The following is a 17,387-nucleotide window of genomic DNA, read 5'->3' on the forward strand; positions in this document are numbered from 1 at the left end:
CCCCGCGCCCCTTTTCAGGGGCGCGGGGAACTGCGCGAGAAACCCCACCGGACCCGCGGCTGGGGGTCGAAGGGGCGCAGCCCCTGGGATGGGATGGGACGGGTAGGGGCGGCGGGGGCGAGAACTCGTTTTTGGTGAGCGGGGCCGTCGCTCCGTAGACTTCCGCGTTCGACAGCGGATGCGGCCGACGCGCCGCGGGTGATCAGGGAAACGGCAGCGCGATGACGGTGACAGAGGACGGCCCGGCGACCACGGACGAGGTCGCGTACGGCCCGGGCATCGACCCCGAGCGGCTCGCCGTGTGTCTGAGCGTGCTGGAGGAGCTCGACAAGCTGGAGGTCGACCACCCCGACGCGATCGCGGTGCGCCGGGCGACGGCCGCGATCTACCGCACGGTGAAGCAGCGCCGCCGCCAGGAGCGCCGCGCCGCCAAGACCGCGCACGACAAGGCGGTCACGGAGGCCACGGCGACCGGCTCCGCCCAGCGCATCGACGACGAGACCGAAGGCATCCTCCCGTCCTCCGTCACCGAGGAGGGGAAGATCGCGGGGATACTCCAGCGCCCGCGCTCCTGCTACACCTGCAAGACCCGGTACGTCGAAGTCGACTACTTCTACCACCAGCTCTGTCCCGACTGCGCCCGCCTGAACCGGGGCAAGCGCGACGCCCGCGCCGACCTCACCGGCAAGCGCGCCCTGCTCACCGGCGGCCGCGCCAAGATCGGTATGTACATCGCCCTGCGGCTGCTGCGCGACGGCGCGCACACGACGATCACCACGCGCTTCCCGAAGGACGCCATCCGCCGCTTCAAGGCGATGGACGACTCGGCGGACTGGATGCACCGCCTGGAGGTCGTCGGCATCGACCTGCGCGACCCGGCGCAGGCCGTCACCCTCGCCGACCAGATCGCCGAGGCGGGCCCGCTCGACATCCTCATCAACAACGCGACGCAGACCGTGCGCCGCCTGCCCTCCGCCTACGCCGCCCTGGTCGAGGGCGAGAGCGCCCCGCTGCCCGCCGGTGAGCTCCCCGCGCACCACGTCATCGGCGCCTTCAACTCCGGCGCGGTCGACGGGCTGGCCGCCCTCCCCGTGGGCATCAGCGGCCTCGACGCACAGCAGGTCGCCGACCTCGCCCTGGTCGCGGGCAACGCCAGCGTGGCCCGGCACCTCGACGGCACGGCCATCGACGCGGGCGGACTCGTCCCCGACGTCGTCGACTCCAACACCTGGGTGCAGACCATCGAGCAGATCTCCCCGGTGGAGCTGCTCGAGACCCAGCTGTGCAACTACACGGCCCCGTTCATCCTGATCAGCAAGCTCCGCCCGGTCATGGCCGACGCCGCCAGGAAGGCGACGAGCGGACGCGCGTACGTCGTCAATGTCTCGGCGATGGAGGGCGTCTTCGGCCGCGGCTACAAGGGCGCCGGCCACCCGAACACGAACGCCGCCAAGGCCGCGATGAACATGGTCACGCGGACCAGCGCCCAGGAGATGTTCCAGACCGACGGCATTCTCATGACCTCCGTCGACACGGGCTGGATCACCGACGAGCGCCCCCACTTCGACAAGCTGCGCCTCGCCGACGAGGGCTTCCACGCCCCGCTCGACCTGGTCGACGGCGCGGCCCGCGTCTACGACCCGGTAGTGCTCGGGGAGCAGGGCGAGGACCTGTACGGCGTCTTCCTGAAGGACTACGCGCCCGGCAAGTGGTGAGAGGCCCTCGCCCGGTCCGACACCAGCTCCAGCACCGTCCGCCAGTCCTCCAGGACCCCGGCGTCCACGCCGGGGGTCCAGCTCGCCTCGTCCGCGTGCCGCAGGGTCAGCACGTCCTCGACGAGCGTGGCGTCCGCCCAGCCTCCCGCGTGCAGTCGTACGAGATCGTCCGGGCCGAGGGTGTGCAGCCGTACGAGACGGGCGACCCGCTCGCCGAACAGCGGGCGTACCGCGTCGGCGGCCAGGTCGGCGTGGCTGGTGTCGTCACCCGGACGGAGCAGATGCCCCAGGGCGTGCACCAGACCGGCCACCTGGAGTTCCTTGTCGGCCGGCCGCCCTCGGCGGAGCAGCGCGGCGGTCTGCAGCGCGTGCTCGTGCGGATCGACCGGGGTGCCCCGGCGGCGGTCCGGTGCGCCCCTGCCGCCCCGGCAGGCGTGCAGCAGGTCCATCAGCTCCTCGACGCTGCGCAGTTCCATGCGTCGTTCCTCCCGAGTCCGCCCGCGAGAAATGCCGTTGCGACACATGAGCAGATCATGGTCGGCTTGCGGTTCGGCCAACAGGACCTGAACTACGTGCCGAGCGCAGCGATCCGATGGGTCGTCGGGCGGTGCGGGGTTCGAGTGCTGAGCCGAACGGGTGATGAGAAACCGAACAAAAGGGTCAAATTGCCCTAGGGTAAGGCCTGCTGGATGCGGAACGACTCAAGACAGTTACCTCTTGTTTTCAGCCCCATCGAGCGGCCACCCGCTCATTTGGTTACTCTGTACCGGACGGACAGCCTTATATGGGTCCCACCCACACCCACGGTCCGTCCCGGGACAAGCCGGTCACCACGGCCTGCTCTCGTCTCCAGGCAATACGGCGCCACCGCGTCCGAACTGACATCGACTCAGACCCGAGCGGACGTCAGGCGCACAGCGGCAGGCTGGGCCGATGTCCCGAGGGTGACCCGACACATAAGGAGTGCGCGGTGACACCAGAGAAGACGAATCGCGATCAACGCCCCAAGGAACGCACCGAGGGCGGTGGCCGGTCGAAGAAGGAGCTCGGCAGCCTGGACGTGTGGGCCAGGTCCGCTCCGATCCGACTGGCGGGCTACGAGGACGACCTCGCCGAGCCCCACATCCTGCCCAGCGTGGACTGACGGCAGGACCTTCGCGATCGCCGACTGCATGGGCGTGCCAGACTCACGCCCATGCAGATCAGAGAAGCCACCGCCGACGACTGGCCCGGCATCTGGCCGTTCTGGCACCGCGTCGTGGCCGCCGGTAAGACCTACACCTGGGACCCGGACACCGCCGAGGAAGCCGCCCGCGCCCTGTGGATGGCCCCCGCCAAGCGCGTGTACGTCGCCGTGGACGCCGACGGAGCGGTCGTCGGCTCCGCCTATCTCACCCCCAACTACGGTGGCCCCGCGGCCCACATCGCCAACGCGGGCTTCATGGTCGACCCCGATCACGGGGGCCGGGGCATCGGCCGCGCCCTCGCCGAACACGTCCTCGCCGAGGCCAAGGCCCACGGTTACCGGGGCATGGTGTTCAACGCCGTCGTCGAGACCAACCCCGCCGTACGATTGTGGACCTCCCTCGGCTTCACCGTCCTCGGCACCGTCCCGGACGCCTTCGAGCACCCGAAGGACGGCCGGGTGGGGCTGCACCTCATGTACAAGGCGCTCTGACGCGACGCGTTGAGCGTGGCGGGCCGGACGCGGCTAGTCGAGCGGGGCCGTCCGACGCCACGGGTTCAGCTCCTCCAACCGGCCCGCCACCTCCAGGAGTTCGAGCTCCGAGCCCGGTCGACCCACCAACTGCACCGCACAGGGCGCACCCGACGGCAGGGTGCCGAACGGCACCGACATCGCCGGCCAGCCCGTGAGGTTCCACGGCGGGGTCAGCGGCGAGTAGTTGGTGTTGACCAGCAGATTGCGCAGCCACCCCCGTTCGTGCCAGTTCGCGGCGGCGGGCCCGCGCCGGGCGAGCGCCGGGGTGAGCAGCACGTCGTGCTCGGCGAAGAACGGCTCCAGGCGCCGGCGCAACCGCTCCCGGCGGTCACCTGCGCGCACCCCCTTCACGAAGCGCCGCCCCACGGCCGCGTGCACCCGCGTGCGCCGGGTGAGCAGCTTCGGATCGAGGCCCTCGGCGTCCACCGCCGTGCCCGCCGTCCAGTGCGCCAAGGAGGTCGTGCCCAGCCAGACGGGATACGAGGGATTCGCCGACCGGACCTTCAGCCCGGCCCCGGCCAGCGACTCGGCCGCCCGGCGCGCGGCATCGGCGTACGGGCGGGTGACGGTCACGCCGATCAGAGGGCTGCGCACGGACAGGGCGATGCGCGGCGAGCGCGGGGCGGTCCCGGACGGCCGCCCGGTGGGCGTTCCGGCCAGTATGCGGAACATCAGCCGGGCGTCCTCGACGGTCGTCGCGAGCGGGCCGTTCTCGGACATGCCGAACCAGTCGCCGTGCCCGATGTCCGCCGGGACGACACCGAAGCCCGGCTTGAGGCCGAGCACCCCGCAGTTGGCGGCCGGTATCCGCAGCGAGCCCATGCCGTCGTTGCCGAGGGCCAGCGGCACGAGCCCGGCGGCGACCGCGGCGGCGCTGCCGCCCGACGAGCCGCCGGTGGTGCGCGAGGTGTCCCACGGGTTGCGGGCGGTGCCGTGCACCCCGTCCGTGGTGCCGAAGACGCACAGCTCGGGCACGTTCGTGAGCCCCACGACCACCGCGCCCGCCGCCCGCAGCCGGGCCACGGTCACATGGTCGGCCTCGGCGGCCGTGTCCGGTGTCGCGGCGGACCCGTTCCGGTTGGACTCGCCCCGTACGGCGAGGTTGTCCTTGACCGCCACCGGCACGCCCGCCAGGGGGAGTTCGGTCAGGTCGGCCCGGTCGGCCACCTCGTCGGCCTCCGCCAGAGCCGCTTCCGCCCGGACCGTGCGGAACGCCCCGACCCGCCCGTCCAGCGCCTCGATCCGCGCCAGATGCTCCGCCACCACCTCACGCGGCGTGACCCGCTTCTCCCGCACGGCGGCGGCGATCTCGGTGGCGGTCCGGCCGGCCCAGCTGGTCACGGGCGCTCCCTGGCGGTGTCGTGCGCGTCGGTGTCGTACGCGACAGAGGGGCGTACCCGTGAGTAGTGATCGAGTACGGGAGCACTGTGCCCTGTGGGACGGCCCCGCGTCGAGAGTCCGCCGTGAAGAAGTCCGCGGGGGCGCGTGGGCGCGCTACGACTTCTGCGCGGGCGACGTGGCCAACCGCGTCGGCGGCATGAACTCCCGCACGTACGTCCGCTCCCAGCACGCCCCCGTCTCCCGCAGCTCGCGCCAGGTCGTGTAGCGGTAGCGGAAGAGACGGGCGCGGACGAACCGGGGCGGGGCGTCGGCGGGGAAGGGGGAGCGGCGCAGCAGCCGGAGGGTGTCGCGGTCGTTCTCCAGGAGGCGCTCCAACATGGCCCCGAACCAGGAACCGGCGTACGCGGGGGAGAGCGCGGCGAACCACATCAGCCAGTCGAGCCGCAGATGGTACGGGGCGAACTGGCGCGGCCAGCGCCTCGGGTCGCCCGGCTTGCCCTTGAACTCGTACTCCCGCCACGCGGAGTCCTCGCGTGGCGCGTCGTCCGCCGTCCCCTCGACCACCACCTCGTACCGCACCCGGCTGACGCTGCCGAACGCCCCGTAGGTGTTGACCAGGTGGAGCGGGTCGAAGGAGCGGTTCATGACCTGGCGGCGGGAGATCATGTTGCGGATCGGGTGGTAGCTGAGCCCGAGGACCAGCGCGGCGAAGGCGAGCACGACGACCGTGTACCAGAGAGGCGCGTCGGTGGTGTCGGGTGCGGTCGTGCCGAAGTCGACCGCGGACAGGGCCAGCACGATCGTGATCCAGTTCAGCCAGGAGAAGTTGCCCGACAGGACCAGCCACAGCTGGGTCAGGATCATCAGCGAGGCGGCGGCCGTCGCGATCGGCTGCGGGGCGAAGAGCAGGAACGGGACCACGAGCTGGGTGACGTGGTTGGCGGCCACCTCGACCCGGTGGAACGGCTTCGGGAGATGGTGGAAGAACCAGCTGAGCGGGCCCGGCATCGGCTGGGTCTCGTGGTGGAAGTCGAGGCAGGTCAGTTTCCGCCAGCACGCGTCGCCGCGCAGCTTGATCAGCCCGGCGCCGAACTCGACCCGGAACAGCACCCAGCGCAGCAGGAACAGCACGACGATCGGCGGCGCCACCTCGTCGTTGCCGAGGAAGACGGCCAGGAAACCGACCTCCAGCAGCAGCGACTCCCAGCCGAAGGAGTACCAGGTCTGGCCGACGTTCACGATCGACAGGTACATCGCCCACGGCACGAGCCACATCAGCATGCCGGCCCAGAGCGGCACCAGTGAGTCCAGACCCGCGATCAGCGCCACCGACACCGCGCAGCCCGTCCAGGCCCATGCCGCGAAGAAACGGTCCGAGTAGTGGCGGTGGAACACACTGGGCGCGTGCCGGAACGGCACCCGCTCCACGAACCGGGGCACCGGGAGCATGCCGCGCTCACCGATCAGCGCGCGGAACTGCAGGGCCGCCCCCAGAAACGCGACCAGGTAGACGACGGCCAGAGCCCGCTGGAAGAGCAGCCGGCTCAGCCAGTAGTCGGACGCGGTGAACCACTCCACAGTACTGACCATAGTGAGCGGATCGATGAGGTTCACTCCACTCGAATAATCAGGCAATTGCTGGCAAAGTGGCCCCATGGTTGATCGGGGAGCGAGCGACTCGGACGTCCCGGACGACTGGCTCGCCCACCCGGACCCGGTGCTGGCGCTCAACCTCATGGGCACCTTCGACTGGGACCTCGACGCCGGCATGTTCCACATGGACGCCACCGCACACGAGATCTTCGACGTGCGCCCGGACGAGTACGACGGCAGACCGGAGACGCTGTCGATGCGGGTCCCCCCGATGGAGGGCCGCAGACTCGACACCCTCGTCTCGCAGGCCCTGAAGGACGGCAGCGAGAACTACGGCGCCTACTTCCGCATCCGGCTGCGCGACGGAACCCTCCGCTGGACCCACACCCAGGGCTACATCCGCCGCGACGAGTCGGGCCGCCCGTACCGCGTCATCGGCATCGTCCGCGACGCCACCCGCGAACTGAACGAGATCCGCTCCCGCACCGAGCGGGCCGAGCACGACGAGGCCCGCCGCCGGCAGACCAACGTCGTCCAGGTCATCACGGCCGCCCTGGCCCACGCCCGGACCGTCCAGGACGTCATCGACGTCCTGGAGGACACCGACGGACTCACCCACCTCGGCGCGACCAGCCTGGTCATGGGCCTGCTCGAGGCCGGACGCGTACGGATGGTCGCCGCCGGCCCCGAGGACAGCTACGTGCCCGGCACCCGGATCACCCGCCTCGACGTGAAGTACCCGATGAACGAGGTCGTACGCCACCTCGTCCCGCACTTCATCGAGTCGCCGGAGGAGTTCGCCGAGTCCTATCCGCTGCTGTGGCCGCACATCACCGACCTCAAGATCACCTCGGCCGCCTATCTGCCGCTGATCGTGCAGGCCCGGCCCATCGGCGCCATGGGACTCCTCTACAACGACCGGCGCGGCTTCACCTCCGAGGAACGCGACGTCCTCATCGCGCTCGGCAGCAGCATCGCCCAGAGCCTGCAGCGGGCCATGTTCTACGAGCAGGAGAAGGACCTCGCCGAGGGCCTCCAGCAGGCGATGCTGCCCCGGTCCATCCCCAGCGTCCCCGGCGCCGACATCGCCGTCCGCTACCGGGCCGCCTCGATCGGGGGCTCGCTCGGCCGGGACATCGGCGGCGACTGGTACGACCTCATCCCGCTGCCCGGCGGCCGGGTCGGCGCGGTCATCGGCGACGTCCAGGGCCACGACACGCACGCGGCGGCCGTCATGGGCCAGCTCCGCATCGTCCTGAAGGCCTACGCCACCGAGGGCCACACCCCCGCCACCGTCATGGCCCGCGCCTCCGCCTTCCTCCACGAACTCGACACCGACCGCTTCGCGACCTGCCTGTACGCGGAGGCCGACCTGGCCACCGGTGTGGTCCAGGTCGTCCGGGCCGGGCACATCGACCCCCTGCTCCGGCTCACCGACGGCACATGCCGGCGGGTCACCGTGGAAGGAGGCCTGCCGCTCGGGCTGTCCGCCGAGTTCGGCGGCCTGGAGTACCCGGTGACCGCGATCGAGATGGACCCCGGACAGACGCTGATGCTCTGCACCGACGGCCTCATCGAACAGCCCGGCGCCGACCTCGACGACGGCATGCGCACCCTGAAGGCCCTGATCGCCACCGGGCCCGACGACGTCGACGACCTCGCCGACCGGCTCATCGACGTGGCGGAGGAGAGGGGCGGCGACGACGACGCGGCCCTCCTCCTGCTGCGGCGCCGCAGCCGCAGCGCCCAGCAGCCCGGCGGACGCCTCCGGCAGCACGTCGGGCCCGGCGATCCGGAGGCGCTCATCGAGGCCCGGCACATGATCGGCGCGGCGGTCCGCACCTGGGGTGCGCGCGAGCGGGCCGACGAGATCGAGCTGGTCGCCGACGAACTGATCACCAACGCGCTCATGCACACGGAGGGCTCCGCGATCGTGACGCTGCGGGCCCTGGCCGGGTCCGACAGGCGGCTGCGGGTGGAGGTCGAGGACTCCTCCAGCGCGTTGCCCCGCCGGCGGGAGGCGGGGGAGTCGGGGGTGTCGGGGCGGGGGCTGCTGCTCGTCGACCGCCTGACGGATGTGTGGGGGGTGGAGGCGCGGGGCGGAGGGAAGTGCGTGTGGTGCGAGTTCGTGATGCCGGGCGCCTCATAGCTCGGGGGTGCCTGTGCGCTGGCGGCTGCGGGTCCGGCCTGGCTTCTCGCGCAGTTCCCCGCGCCCCTGAAAAGCAGGGGCTGCGCCCCGTGCTTTTCAGGCCCGCAGCCCCCACTCACCCGCACCCGGCGACGTACCTCATGGCACCCTGGACGTATGCCCGAATTGCCCGAAGTGGAGGCTCTCCGGGACTTCCTGGTCGACAGGCTCGTCGGTCATGAGGTCGCCCGCGTGCTGCCCGTGGCCATCAGCGTGCTGAAGACGTACGACCCGCCTCTGAGCGCCTTCGAGGGCCGGGAGGTCACCGGCGTACGGCGGCACGGGAAGTTCCTCGACGTCGAGGCGGACGGGGGCGAGCTGCACCTCGTGACCCATCTGGCGCGGGCCGGATGGCTGCAGTGGAAGGACCGGCTGCCGGACGGTCCGCCGAAATCCGGCGGCAAGAGCCCGCTCGCGCTGCGCGTCGCCCTGGAGACCGGCGAGGGCTTCGACCTCACCGAGGCCGGTACACAGAAGCGGCTGGCGGTGTACGTCGTACGGGACCCGGCGGACGTCCCAGGCGTCGCCCGGCTCGGTCCGGACCCCCTCGCCGACGACTTCGACGTCTCCCGCTTCGCCGGGCTGCTCGCGGGTGAGCGGCGGCAGATCAAGGGCGCGCTGCGGGATCAAGGCTTGATCGCCGGGATCGGGAACGCGTACAGCGACGAGATCCTGCACGCCGCGAAGATGTCGCCCTTCAAGCTCGCCTCGTCGCTGAAGCCGGAGGAGGTCCGGCACCTGCACGAGGCGCTGCGCACCACGCTCACCGAGGCCGTCGAGCGCTCCCGGGGGCTGGCGGCCGGGAGGCTGAAGGCGGAGAAGAAGAGCGGCCTGCGGGTCCACGGCCGGACCGGGGAGCCCTGCCCGGTGTGCGGTGACACCGTCCGCGAGGTCTCCTTCAGCGACTCCTCGCTGCAGTACTGCCCGACCTGTCAGACGGGCGGCAAACCGCTCGCCGACCGACGGCTGTCACGGTTGCTCAAGTAGCGCTCCGAGGCCGTGAGGGCGGAAAGTCCATGATCCGCAACCATTGAAGGTACGGACCAATGGCGCGGGCCGATCGAGTGCCGACCGGGACCTCAGCGCCAGGCCGGAGCCTCGATGACCACCAGCAGCTCGCCCTCCTGGCTGCGCACCTCGAAGTGGTCGATGTCCTCGCGCTGCATCGCGGTGCCGCCCATCATCTCGGAGGCCTTGTCGGCGCCCTCGGGGGACTTCCAGTTGGCGGCCGTCTCCTCGGAGCCGTCCTTGCCGATCACGACGAGCCGGCAGGCGTGCGCGCCGTTCGCCTCCTTGACCTTCAGTTCGATGTCGGCGCCCCAGACCCGGTCCTCGGCCTTGACCTCGGCCCACACGCCCGTCTTGGCGTCGGTGGCGGCGACGGTGTCCGGGGCCTTGCCCGGACCTGCGAGAACGGCCACGGCGGGGCCGCCCACGGCGATGACGACGGAGGCGGCCAGCGCGAACAGCCAGCGCCTGCGCTTCGCCCGGTGCCGGGCGGCGACCTCGTCGAGGAGCCGGCCCAGCAGCCGGGGGCCGGGCGCCGCGAAGGGGTGCACGGCGCGCGGTGTCGCGTTGCGGTACAGCATCAGCTGCCGGGCCGCTGGGCGGAACTCGGTGACCTGTACCGCGCACTGGGGGCAGCCGCGGACATGGTCCTCGAAGTGGAACGAATCCACCTCGTCCAGCACGCCCAGCGCGTACGCGCCGACGTCGTGATGACGATCCTGGGACCACATGGCAATTCCTCGGGCCGGTGTGCGGTGGGGGTTGCTTCCTGCCCCCACCGGTACGGACCAGACCGGCGAATCACTCAAGCCCACGACCAATGCCAACCAAAAGATTCGGAGCCCTCCGCCGCGCGGATTGGTCCGGAACCGAAAAAAATGGTTCACCAAGGCCGGGACAGGCGGATGGCCGCCGCCTGAACACCGGGTCGCCGGGGCTAGAAGAGATGGATGGCCAGATGCCCGAGGGGCAGACCGAGCCGCCAGGCCGCGGTCCAAACCTTTGGGCCGTCGTCCTCACCGAGGATCGCGCCCCCGCCCGGCACCGCGTCCAGGTCGGGTGCGAGCAACTCGGTCTCCTCCAGCCAGCGCCAGGCCGCGGCCGCCAGCTCCAGGTCCGGGGACGGGCCGCCCGACTCCAGCGCCTCGGCGGTCAGATGCGCCATCCGCTCGCACACCCAGTCCTGCCACGGCTGGTCGTACGCCGTCAGCGACAGCCAGGTCTCCAGCTGGGTGACGACCCGGATGCCGGAGAGCTCACCGCCCGCGTCGGAGAGGAAGATGGTCAGCGCCAGGGCATCCCGCCCCGCACGGAACTCGAAGGAGGTCGGCGGCATCAGGTCGCCCGTCCGCAGCAACTCCTCGGCGATGTACTCGGCGTAGAACCACGCCATCGGGACGGCCAGTTCGCCGCCGCCGGCGCCGTCCGTGCTCTCTTGACCTCTGTGCAGCATCCCTTCCTGCCTTCCTCCGGTGCGTGCGCGTCGCCCGACCAGGGGCCTGGGGGCCAGGCCCCGGGCCCTCATCCGGAACACGGATGAAGACAGCTGATTGCTCAACCATGGTCCTCAGCAAGGCGCTTTACGGAGGTTTGACTCGGCCATGGGTTTCACCGCAGGTCGGCCGCGTATCCCGGAAGCACCCGGCGCAGGGCGCGCAGCGCGTAGTACGCGCGGGACTTCACCGTACCGGGCGGGATTCCGAGGGCTTCGGCGGCTTCCGCCACACTCGCCCCCTGGAAATACACCTGCACCAGTACTTCGCGGTGCTCGGGAGTGAGTGTCTTCACAGCTTCCCGCACATCGAGGGTCGCCACCGACCGTTCGGCGTGATCCGCCATCACACGCGCGTTCTCCAGCACCGCGTCCCCCACCTCGGCGGGGCGCGCCTGCCGGGCCCGCCGCGCGTCTATGGCGAGCCGCCGCCCGACGGTGAGCAGCCAGGGGCGTACGGAGTCGAAGTCGTCGGCGCGCAGCGCCTCGGGGTGTTGCCAGGCGCGCACGAAGGTCTCCTGCACCAGATCCTCGGCGCGATGGCGGTCCCCGTCGGAGAGCCGCAGCAGCAGGGCGAAGAGGGGGCGGCCGTGTTCGCGCTGGAGTTCGGCCAGCTCGTGTTCGGCGGTCGTCCCTCTGGTGATCGTGGTTCCGGCCGTCATGGCCGTATGGGAACGCGAGGCGCTTCGCGGGGACAGGGGCCGGTCACGGGTGTGCGGCGGGCGGTCGAACCTGTCGGCGAACGGTGCGACGAACGGTCGCCGCCTGTCGGTACCCCGGGCTCGCTCCCTCCGTCCGGGCTGTCGGCCACGACGTGCCGGCCGACGTCGGGGGTACCTGCTGCTGGGCCCGGGCTAGGGCACCACCGTCACCGGCCAGCGGCCCGCCTTCACCAGGCGGAGTGCCACCGAGCCGACGATGCGGTGACCGGCCTGCTGGGAGGCGCCCACGACGACCGCGTCCGCCTTCAGCTGGTCCGCCGCCGTCACCAGGCCGCCGTACGGGTCGCCGCGGAAGGTGTGGAACTCCCAGCGCACCTCGAAGATGCCCTTCACCTGCTCGGCGGCCTCCCGGATCTCCGCGACCAGATGCTCGGCGATCTCCTCGGTCGTCCCGGCCACCGGCACTCCGAGCGCCGCACTGGCCGCCAGCATCGGCTGCACGTACACGATGGCGAGCAGCGCGTGCTGGCGCCGGGCGAGGCCGGCCGCGTACGCCACGGCGCGCAGGGAGGTGTCCGAGCCGTCCAGGCCGACGAGAATGATCTTGGGCCCGTCGGTGCCCCGCTCGAACCGCTGTGCTTGCTGATCGGTCACGGTCGCGAGGCTATCCGAGCACCCGGTCTCCGGCGTGCGCCGGGCGGTCGGCTGCGCTCGCCTGCGGTCATCCGGGCAGCGGAAAAATACTCCCATCGGGTGTTTTCGTGCCGCCGCACCGGTGTCGCGGTGGTGCGCCGTCCCCGCCTTGGTCGACTGATGAGTCATGACGAAGGATCAGATGCTCACGCGACGCCGCCTGTTGACCGGCGGCACCGCCCTGCTGGGCGCGGCCTGGGCCGCGGGCAGCGCCGCTCTGCTCGTCGGCGACGGAGCCTCCGGCCCGGCTCCTGCCCGTGCCGTCGCTCCGGCCGCCGGTCCGGGGACCCACCGGGCGCTCACGCCCTCGGCCTACCGTCTGCGGCCCATCGCCGGGTACGGCCCCCCACCCGTCCGGCGCCGCACCCTCGTCCCTGCCGCCGTCCGGCGCGAGCCGTTCCTGAAGGTGGACGGGCGCGGCCGGAGCATGGTGCTGACCTTCGACGACGGCCCCGACCCGCGCTTCACCCCGGACATCCTGCGCACCCTTCGCGCCCACGACGTCCGGGCGATGTTCTTCGTCTGCGGCGAGATGGCGGTCCAACACGAGGACCTGCTGCGGGAGATGGCCGACGACGGCCATGTGGTCGGCAACCACACCTGGTCCCATCCGCTGCTCACCACCCTCTCCCGGTCCAGGATCCACCGGGAGATGGCCCGCACCAGCGAGATCATCGAGAAGGCGTACGGCGAACCGCCGCTGTGGTTCCGCGCCCCGTACGGCGCCTGGAACCGGGCCGCCTTCCACTTCGGCGCCGAACTCGGCATGGAGCCGCTGGGCTGGACCCTGGACACCCTCGACTGGCGGACGCCCGGCGCCCACACCGTCGCCGAACGTGTGGAGCGGGGCGCGGCCCCCGGTGTCGTCGTGCTCTCCCACGACGCGGGCGGCGACCGCTCGCAGAGCGTGGCGGCGCTGCGCGACTATCTGCCCGCTCTGCTGGCCTCCGGCTATCGCATCACCGTGCCCCAGCGGAAATACGCGTAGCGGGGGAATTCTCACGCACGGCGCGGGAATTCGGGAGGGCTCTCGCCCGCCCGGCCGGGGAAACGCTCAGCGAACCTCGACCAGGCGGGCGAACACGACGACGTTCCCGTCGTAGCCGTTCTGCTTGGAGAAACCGCCCCCGCAGGTGATGACCCGCAATTCGGGAACTCCGCTGTTCCCGTAGACACGGTCGCCCGGGAAGTTGTTCTTCTCGAAGACCTCGATGCCGTAGGTCTCGAACACGGCGGTCCTGCGGTCCGCGCGCCGGATCTCGACCTTGCTGCCCTTCTTCAGCGCCCCGAGTCCGTAGAACACCGCGGGCCCCCGGTCGTTGTCGACATGGCCGACGACGACGGCCGTGCCCTTCTCGCCGGGGGAGACCGCGCCGGTGAACCAGCCCGCCAGGTTCGAGTCCTGGGCCGGCGGCGCGTCCACCCAGCCCTCCGGGTCCAGCCCGACGGGCACGGCCGGCGCGTCGACCCGGATCGAGGGGATCCGCACCCGGTCGACCATGGCGTACGACAGGGGGTCGGGGACTCTGGCGAAACTGCTGCGGGGCGTGCTGCGGGTGTCGGCCGCCGCCGCCGACGCGGGCTGCGGGGGACCCTCGTCGAATTCTCCCGAACCATTGCGAATGAGAGCGAGACCGGTCAGCAGAACAAGCGCTATCACGCCCCACGGAGCGCGCTTCTTCCGCCGTTCCTCCCATTCGGCCTCGGCCGGCCAGGACGAAGACATTCGCCATCCCCTCTCGACACGGCCGTCGCCGCGTCCGTCGCGCATACGGAAACCGTAGGCGCGCCGCACGTCGACGGCGACAGGGGCAGGTACGAACGGGTGGCGGGGAAGCGGAGTTGTGCGCCATCCGAGTTGCCGTACACAGGAAATTTTCCGGCCGTCCGTGACCTGCGGCGATATCCGATCATGCGGAGATATCACGGCGTGTCCGCTCACCGGGACGGACCATCGCCGAAATGCGGCCCCGAGCGCGGCAACTGAGGGTCTTTCTGGGAGGCGCTTTCTCGCCGATCGACCGGGGACGGGACCCGGGGCGTCTTCCGCGGAGGATCACATGCGTACTACTCGTGCCCTGGCGGTCTCGGCCGCCGCGGTCGCCCTGGTCGGCGTCGCCGCGCCGACGGCCACCGCCTGGGAACAACCGAGCTCGGTCACGGCCACCCCCAACGTCCTCGCCGGTGGCGGGCAGCTCGTCCTCACCGTCAGAGGCGGTGACGCGTGCACGATGACCGGCAGCACGATCAGCTCCAACGCCTTCCCCACCACCAACCTGACCTCCATGGGCGGCACGACCGCCACGGCCAGGGTGCGGGTCAACTCCAACGCGAGCCCCGGCTCGCACAGCGTCACCACCCACTGCGAGGGCAAGCGCAAGACGTTCAACAGTGTCTTCACCGTCCTCGGCGGCGTGCGCGGCGGGCTCGGCGGCAGCAGCTCCAGCGGGGCCACGACGACCGACATCGCCATCGGCGGCGGACTGGTGACGGCGGCGGTCGTCGGCGGTGGTGTGTTCTGGATGCGCCGCCGCTCCGAGAACAAGATCTGAGGCTCCCCCCGTCGGAGCACGGATCTCGCGGCACGGAGACCGTACGCGGCACAGCCCTTCGCCGGAACCCGAGAGGGTCCGGGGCGAAGGGCTGTCGGCGGTACGACGACGAGCGGCGGTCAGACGAGCGGCGGTCAGACGAGCGGCGGTCAGGAGGCGCCGCCGTCCTCCTCGGTGCGGCGGCGCGACCAGTGCCATGCCGCGCCCAGCGATCCCGCGACGAGCACGGCGCCCAGGCCGAGCTCCCGGAGGTCGAAGCCAGCGACGGTGCCGCCGGCCCCGGCGTGGGAGCCCCGCGCGGGAGGGTTGGTCGGATGGCCGGTGGCGATGGTGAGGTCCGTCCGGCCGCTCTCGTCGCCGCACTGGAACGTCACCTCGTACACCGCACCGGGTTTGGCGTCCCGGTCGACGGTCGCCGTGGCCGACGACCGCCCCTGGGGGATGGAGACGGTGTCGAAGACGCCCGAGGAGACGGTCGCCCTGTGGTAGCAGCCGTCGACGCGCAGGGCCACCTGCCCGCCGGCGGCGACCGTCGCGAGAGAGACGCTGAAGCCGAACGTCGTGATCTCGTCGGCCCGTGCCGCGTGCGCGGCCGGAGCGTTGAGGGAGAAGGCGGTCACGCCCAGCAGGGCGGCCGAAGCGACGCGTATCGCGCGCATGGATGAGCCTCCGGTCTCCGAGGAGCCTGCCGCGGACCGTTTCCGCCTGCGCGTGAGATGCACCTCGATGACGGAAACGCTAGGAAGACACGCCCGGTGGCGCGATCGCGGTCGCGCGAACGGGTCAAGCGTTGCTCCGTACGGGGGCCGGAACGCGTACGGCCGGGGGACGGGCGTGGCGTGGTGCTCGTCCGCCGGCCGTGAACCGGGCTTGAGGGCTGTCTCACCCGCCCGCGTTGGGGAACAGGCTCAGGAACGGATCCGCCGTGGCCGAGAGACCCCGGCTGTAGGGCGCGTCGAAGTCCCAGACGAGGAACAGCAGGAACGCGATGAGGGCGGAGAACAGACCGGCGAGGATCAGCTCGCGCGGCGTACGCCGGATCTGCAGGGCGAACACCATGCCGACCGTCACCACGGCGCCGGTGATCAGGCCGAACCACACCACGCCGGGCATCGTCTCGCCGGTGGAGTCGGCGCGGGCGTTGCGCGCCGCGTCGGCCGTGGCCATCTGGTCGAGCAGCGGCTGGTAGGCCTGCGCCTCGAAGTCGCTCGCCGGCTCGTAGTCGGTGACGTCCGCGCGGACGGTGTCGAGCAGCTCCGTGCCGCGCTCGGTCACCTCGCCCTTCTCCGACATGACCTTCCACTCCGTCGTCACGACGTGGCCGACGTACGCGTCGATGTCCTCGCGGATACGGTCGCGCACGTCCTCGGGGTACACCCGCACCCGCTCACTGATCTCGTGCAGGGCCTGCGCCTCCGTCTGGACCTGGTCCTGGGCGGCGCTGCGGGCCTCCCAGACGCCGGCGATGGCCAGACCCAGCACGATGGCGTAGACCACGCCGATCATCATGGTGATGTACTCGATGACGTCCGGGGTCTCGGACGGGTCCTCGTCCGCCGGCGCGGCGTGATGCCGCACTACGGCCACGATCAGGACGACGACACAGGCCGCCCCCATCGCGAGGGTGAGAACAAGCCATTCCGACAAGAGGTTCCTCCAGGGGTCAGCGCGGACGCAGGGCGGCGGCGGCGAACACCGCGGGCACGGTGACGAGCAGGGCGAGCGAGACGAGGGACGGGCCGGAGCGCTTGGTCTGCGAGCGGGCCGGGACCCGGTACGGCGGATAGCTCACCGGGGTCGGTGAGGCCTCCGGACGTGGGCTCGGCGCGGGCTTCGGCTTCGGCGGGGGAGGCGGGGCGGGGACGGGCCGGGGCGCCTCGGTGACCGGCGGCGGGGGCGGAGGCGGTGGAGCGGACCTCGGCGGCGGGGTGGGCTTCGGCGTCGGAGCGGGCGTAGGCGCGGGGTCGGGGGTGGGCGTGGGCGTGGGTGGCGGCGGCTTCGGCCGCGGTGGGGGAGTCGGGGTGGGTGTCGGCTCCGGGGGACACGACGGGGTCGGTGCGGGCGAGGGGGACGGCGACGGTGGGGGCGGGGGAGTCGGCGACGGTGTGGTCGCCGGTACCGGCTCGCAGGAGTCGGTGCCCCCGATCGCCACCGCGACCGCGCCGCCGCTGTCCGGGCCGACGGAGGCGTACGCGCAGGCGTCGGCGACCGCCGTGCCGCTCGGGCTTCCGGTGAGGAGCCAGGTGAGTGCGAGCAGGGCCGAAAGCCGCAGGGCGAGAGCGGATCGGGTCCGCTGGGGTCCTTGCACGTCGGAGATCATCCGTGCTCGTGCGCCCGCGTACGCGGGAGCCCTCACAGATTGCTCCAAAGGAGCGAAAAACGGGCCCTGAAGGTTTGACCGGGGGTGCCCGGCGCTGACCCCT

The 17,387-nt window shown here is 71.6% G+C and carries 18 protein-coding genes; 7 read left to right on the forward strand and 11 right to left on the reverse strand.

From position 1 onward, the window contains the following. The first annotated feature begins 221 nt into the window (after positions 1-221). On the forward strand, positions 222-1,715 hold the full coding sequence (locus tag ACWD26_RS42450) for an SDR family NAD(P)-dependent oxidoreductase (RefSeq protein ID WP_451278858.1): 1,494 nt from the start codon (positions 222-224) through the stop codon (positions 1,713-1,715). Here ACWD26_RS42450 and ACWD26_RS42455 read toward each other — a convergent pair. Beyond that, positions 1,694-2,191 carry a hypothetical protein gene (locus tag ACWD26_RS42455; protein WP_451278859.1) on the reverse strand — a complete coding sequence of 166 codons (498 nt, stop codon included), beginning with the start codon at positions 2,189-2,191 and terminating at the stop codon, positions 1,694-1,696. The two genes, ACWD26_RS42450 and ACWD26_RS42455, sit on opposite strands and share 22 nt — an antisense overlap. 494 nt (positions 2,192-2,685) lie before the next feature. Between ACWD26_RS42455 and ACWD26_RS42460 the strand changes: the two genes are divergently transcribed. Beyond that, the gene (locus tag ACWD26_RS42460) at positions 2,686-2,859 is read left to right on the forward strand and encodes a hypothetical protein (RefSeq protein WP_451278861.1); all 174 of its coding nucleotides are present in this window, start codon (positions 2,686-2,688) and stop codon (positions 2,857-2,859) included. 51 nt (positions 2,860-2,910) lie between these two features. After that, on the forward strand, positions 2,911-3,393 hold the full coding sequence (locus ACWD26_RS42465; protein ID WP_451278863.1) for an N-acetyltransferase family protein: 483 nt from the start codon (positions 2,911-2,913) through the stop codon (positions 3,391-3,393). A gap of 33 nt (positions 3,394-3,426) precedes the next feature. On the opposite strand, the gene ACWD26_RS42470 is transcribed toward ACWD26_RS42465, so the two are convergent. Together ACWD26_RS42470 and ACWD26_RS42475 are read right to left on the reverse strand one after the other, a co-directional pair. After that, entirely contained in the window at positions 3,427-4,776 is a 1,350-nt protein-coding gene (locus ACWD26_RS42470) for an amidase (RefSeq protein WP_451278865.1), read from the reverse strand. Between the two features lie 153 nt (positions 4,777-4,929). After that, positions 4,930-6,354, reverse strand: a complete 1,425-nt coding sequence (locus ACWD26_RS42475; protein ID WP_451278867.1) for a lipase maturation factor family protein — start codon at positions 6,352-6,354, stop codon at positions 4,930-4,932. 76 nt (positions 6,355-6,430) lie between these two features. Between ACWD26_RS42475 and ACWD26_RS42480 the strand changes: the two genes are divergently transcribed. Further along, positions 6,431-8,518 carry a SpoIIE family protein phosphatase gene (locus ACWD26_RS42480; RefSeq protein WP_451278869.1) on the forward strand — a complete coding sequence of 696 codons (2,088 nt, stop codon included), beginning with the start codon at positions 6,431-6,433 and terminating at the stop codon, positions 8,516-8,518. A 156-nt stretch (positions 8,519-8,674) separates the two neighbouring features. After that, positions 8,675-9,544: an Fpg/Nei family DNA glycosylase gene (locus ACWD26_RS42485; RefSeq protein WP_451278871.1), complete on the forward strand. Its 870-nt coding sequence runs from the start codon at positions 8,675-8,677 to the stop codon at positions 9,542-9,544. 92 nt (positions 9,545-9,636) lie between these two features. Here the strand turns inward: ACWD26_RS42485 and ACWD26_RS42490 are convergent, their stop codons facing one another. The 4 genes from ACWD26_RS42490 to ACWD26_RS42505 all read right to left on the reverse strand — a co-directional run bounded on the left by ACWD26_RS42490 (position 9,637) and on the right by ACWD26_RS42505 (position 12,373). Then, positions 9,637-10,296 carry a hypothetical protein gene (locus ACWD26_RS42490; protein ID WP_451278873.1) on the reverse strand — a complete coding sequence of 220 codons (660 nt, stop codon included), beginning with the start codon at positions 10,294-10,296 and terminating at the stop codon, positions 9,637-9,639. Positions 10,297-10,502: 206 nt separating this feature from the next. Next, positions 10,503-11,018 (reverse strand): hypothetical protein, encoded by a 516-nt coding sequence (locus tag ACWD26_RS42495; protein ID WP_451278875.1) that lies wholly within the window; start codon positions 11,016-11,018, stop codon positions 10,503-10,505. A 155-nt stretch (positions 11,019-11,173) separates the two neighbouring features. Then, on the reverse strand, positions 11,174-11,719 hold the full coding sequence (locus tag ACWD26_RS42500) for a sigma-70 family RNA polymerase sigma factor (RefSeq protein WP_451278877.1): 546 nt from the start codon (positions 11,717-11,719) through the stop codon (positions 11,174-11,176). A gap of 192 nt (positions 11,720-11,911) precedes the next feature. Continuing rightward, entirely contained in the window at positions 11,912-12,373 is a 462-nt protein-coding gene (locus ACWD26_RS42505) for a universal stress protein (RefSeq protein ID WP_451278878.1), read from the reverse strand. A gap of 166 nt (positions 12,374-12,539) precedes the next feature. Here ACWD26_RS42505 and ACWD26_RS42510 point away from each other — a divergent pair, with 166 nt between their 5' ends. After that, on the forward strand, positions 12,540-13,400 hold the full coding sequence (locus ACWD26_RS42510) for a polysaccharide deacetylase family protein (protein WP_451278880.1): 861 nt from the start codon (positions 12,540-12,542) through the stop codon (positions 13,398-13,400). 66 nt (positions 13,401-13,466) lie between these two features. On the opposite strand, the gene ACWD26_RS42515 is transcribed toward ACWD26_RS42510, so the two are convergent. Beyond that, positions 13,467-14,138, reverse strand: a complete 672-nt coding sequence (locus ACWD26_RS42515) for a class F sortase (protein WP_451278882.1) — start codon at positions 14,136-14,138, stop codon at positions 13,467-13,469. Positions 14,139-14,472: 334 nt separating this feature from the next. Between ACWD26_RS42515 and ACWD26_RS42520 the strand changes: the two genes are divergently transcribed. Continuing rightward, entirely contained in the window at positions 14,473-14,964 is a 492-nt protein-coding gene (locus tag ACWD26_RS42520) for a hypothetical protein (protein ID WP_451278884.1), read from the forward strand. 149 nt (positions 14,965-15,113) lie between these two features. Here the strand turns inward: ACWD26_RS42520 and ACWD26_RS42525 are convergent, their stop codons facing one another. The 3 genes from ACWD26_RS42525 to ACWD26_RS42535 form a co-directional block, all read right to left on the reverse strand. Then, positions 15,114-15,623: a hypothetical protein gene (locus tag ACWD26_RS42525; RefSeq protein ID WP_451278886.1), complete on the reverse strand. Its 510-nt coding sequence runs from the start codon at positions 15,621-15,623 to the stop codon at positions 15,114-15,116. Positions 15,624-15,846: 223 nt separating this feature from the next. Beyond that, entirely contained in the window at positions 15,847-16,611 is a 765-nt protein-coding gene (locus ACWD26_RS42530) for a bestrophin-like domain (protein ID WP_451278888.1), read from the reverse strand. A gap of 16 nt (positions 16,612-16,627) precedes the next feature. Next, a complete protein-coding gene (locus ACWD26_RS42535) occupies positions 16,628-17,272 on the reverse strand; it encodes a hypothetical protein (protein ID WP_451278889.1) in 645 nt (214 codons plus the stop codon). Positions 17,273-17,387 lie beyond the last annotated feature (115 nt).

Source organism: Streptomyces sp. NPDC002787 (genome assembly GCF_053592095.1).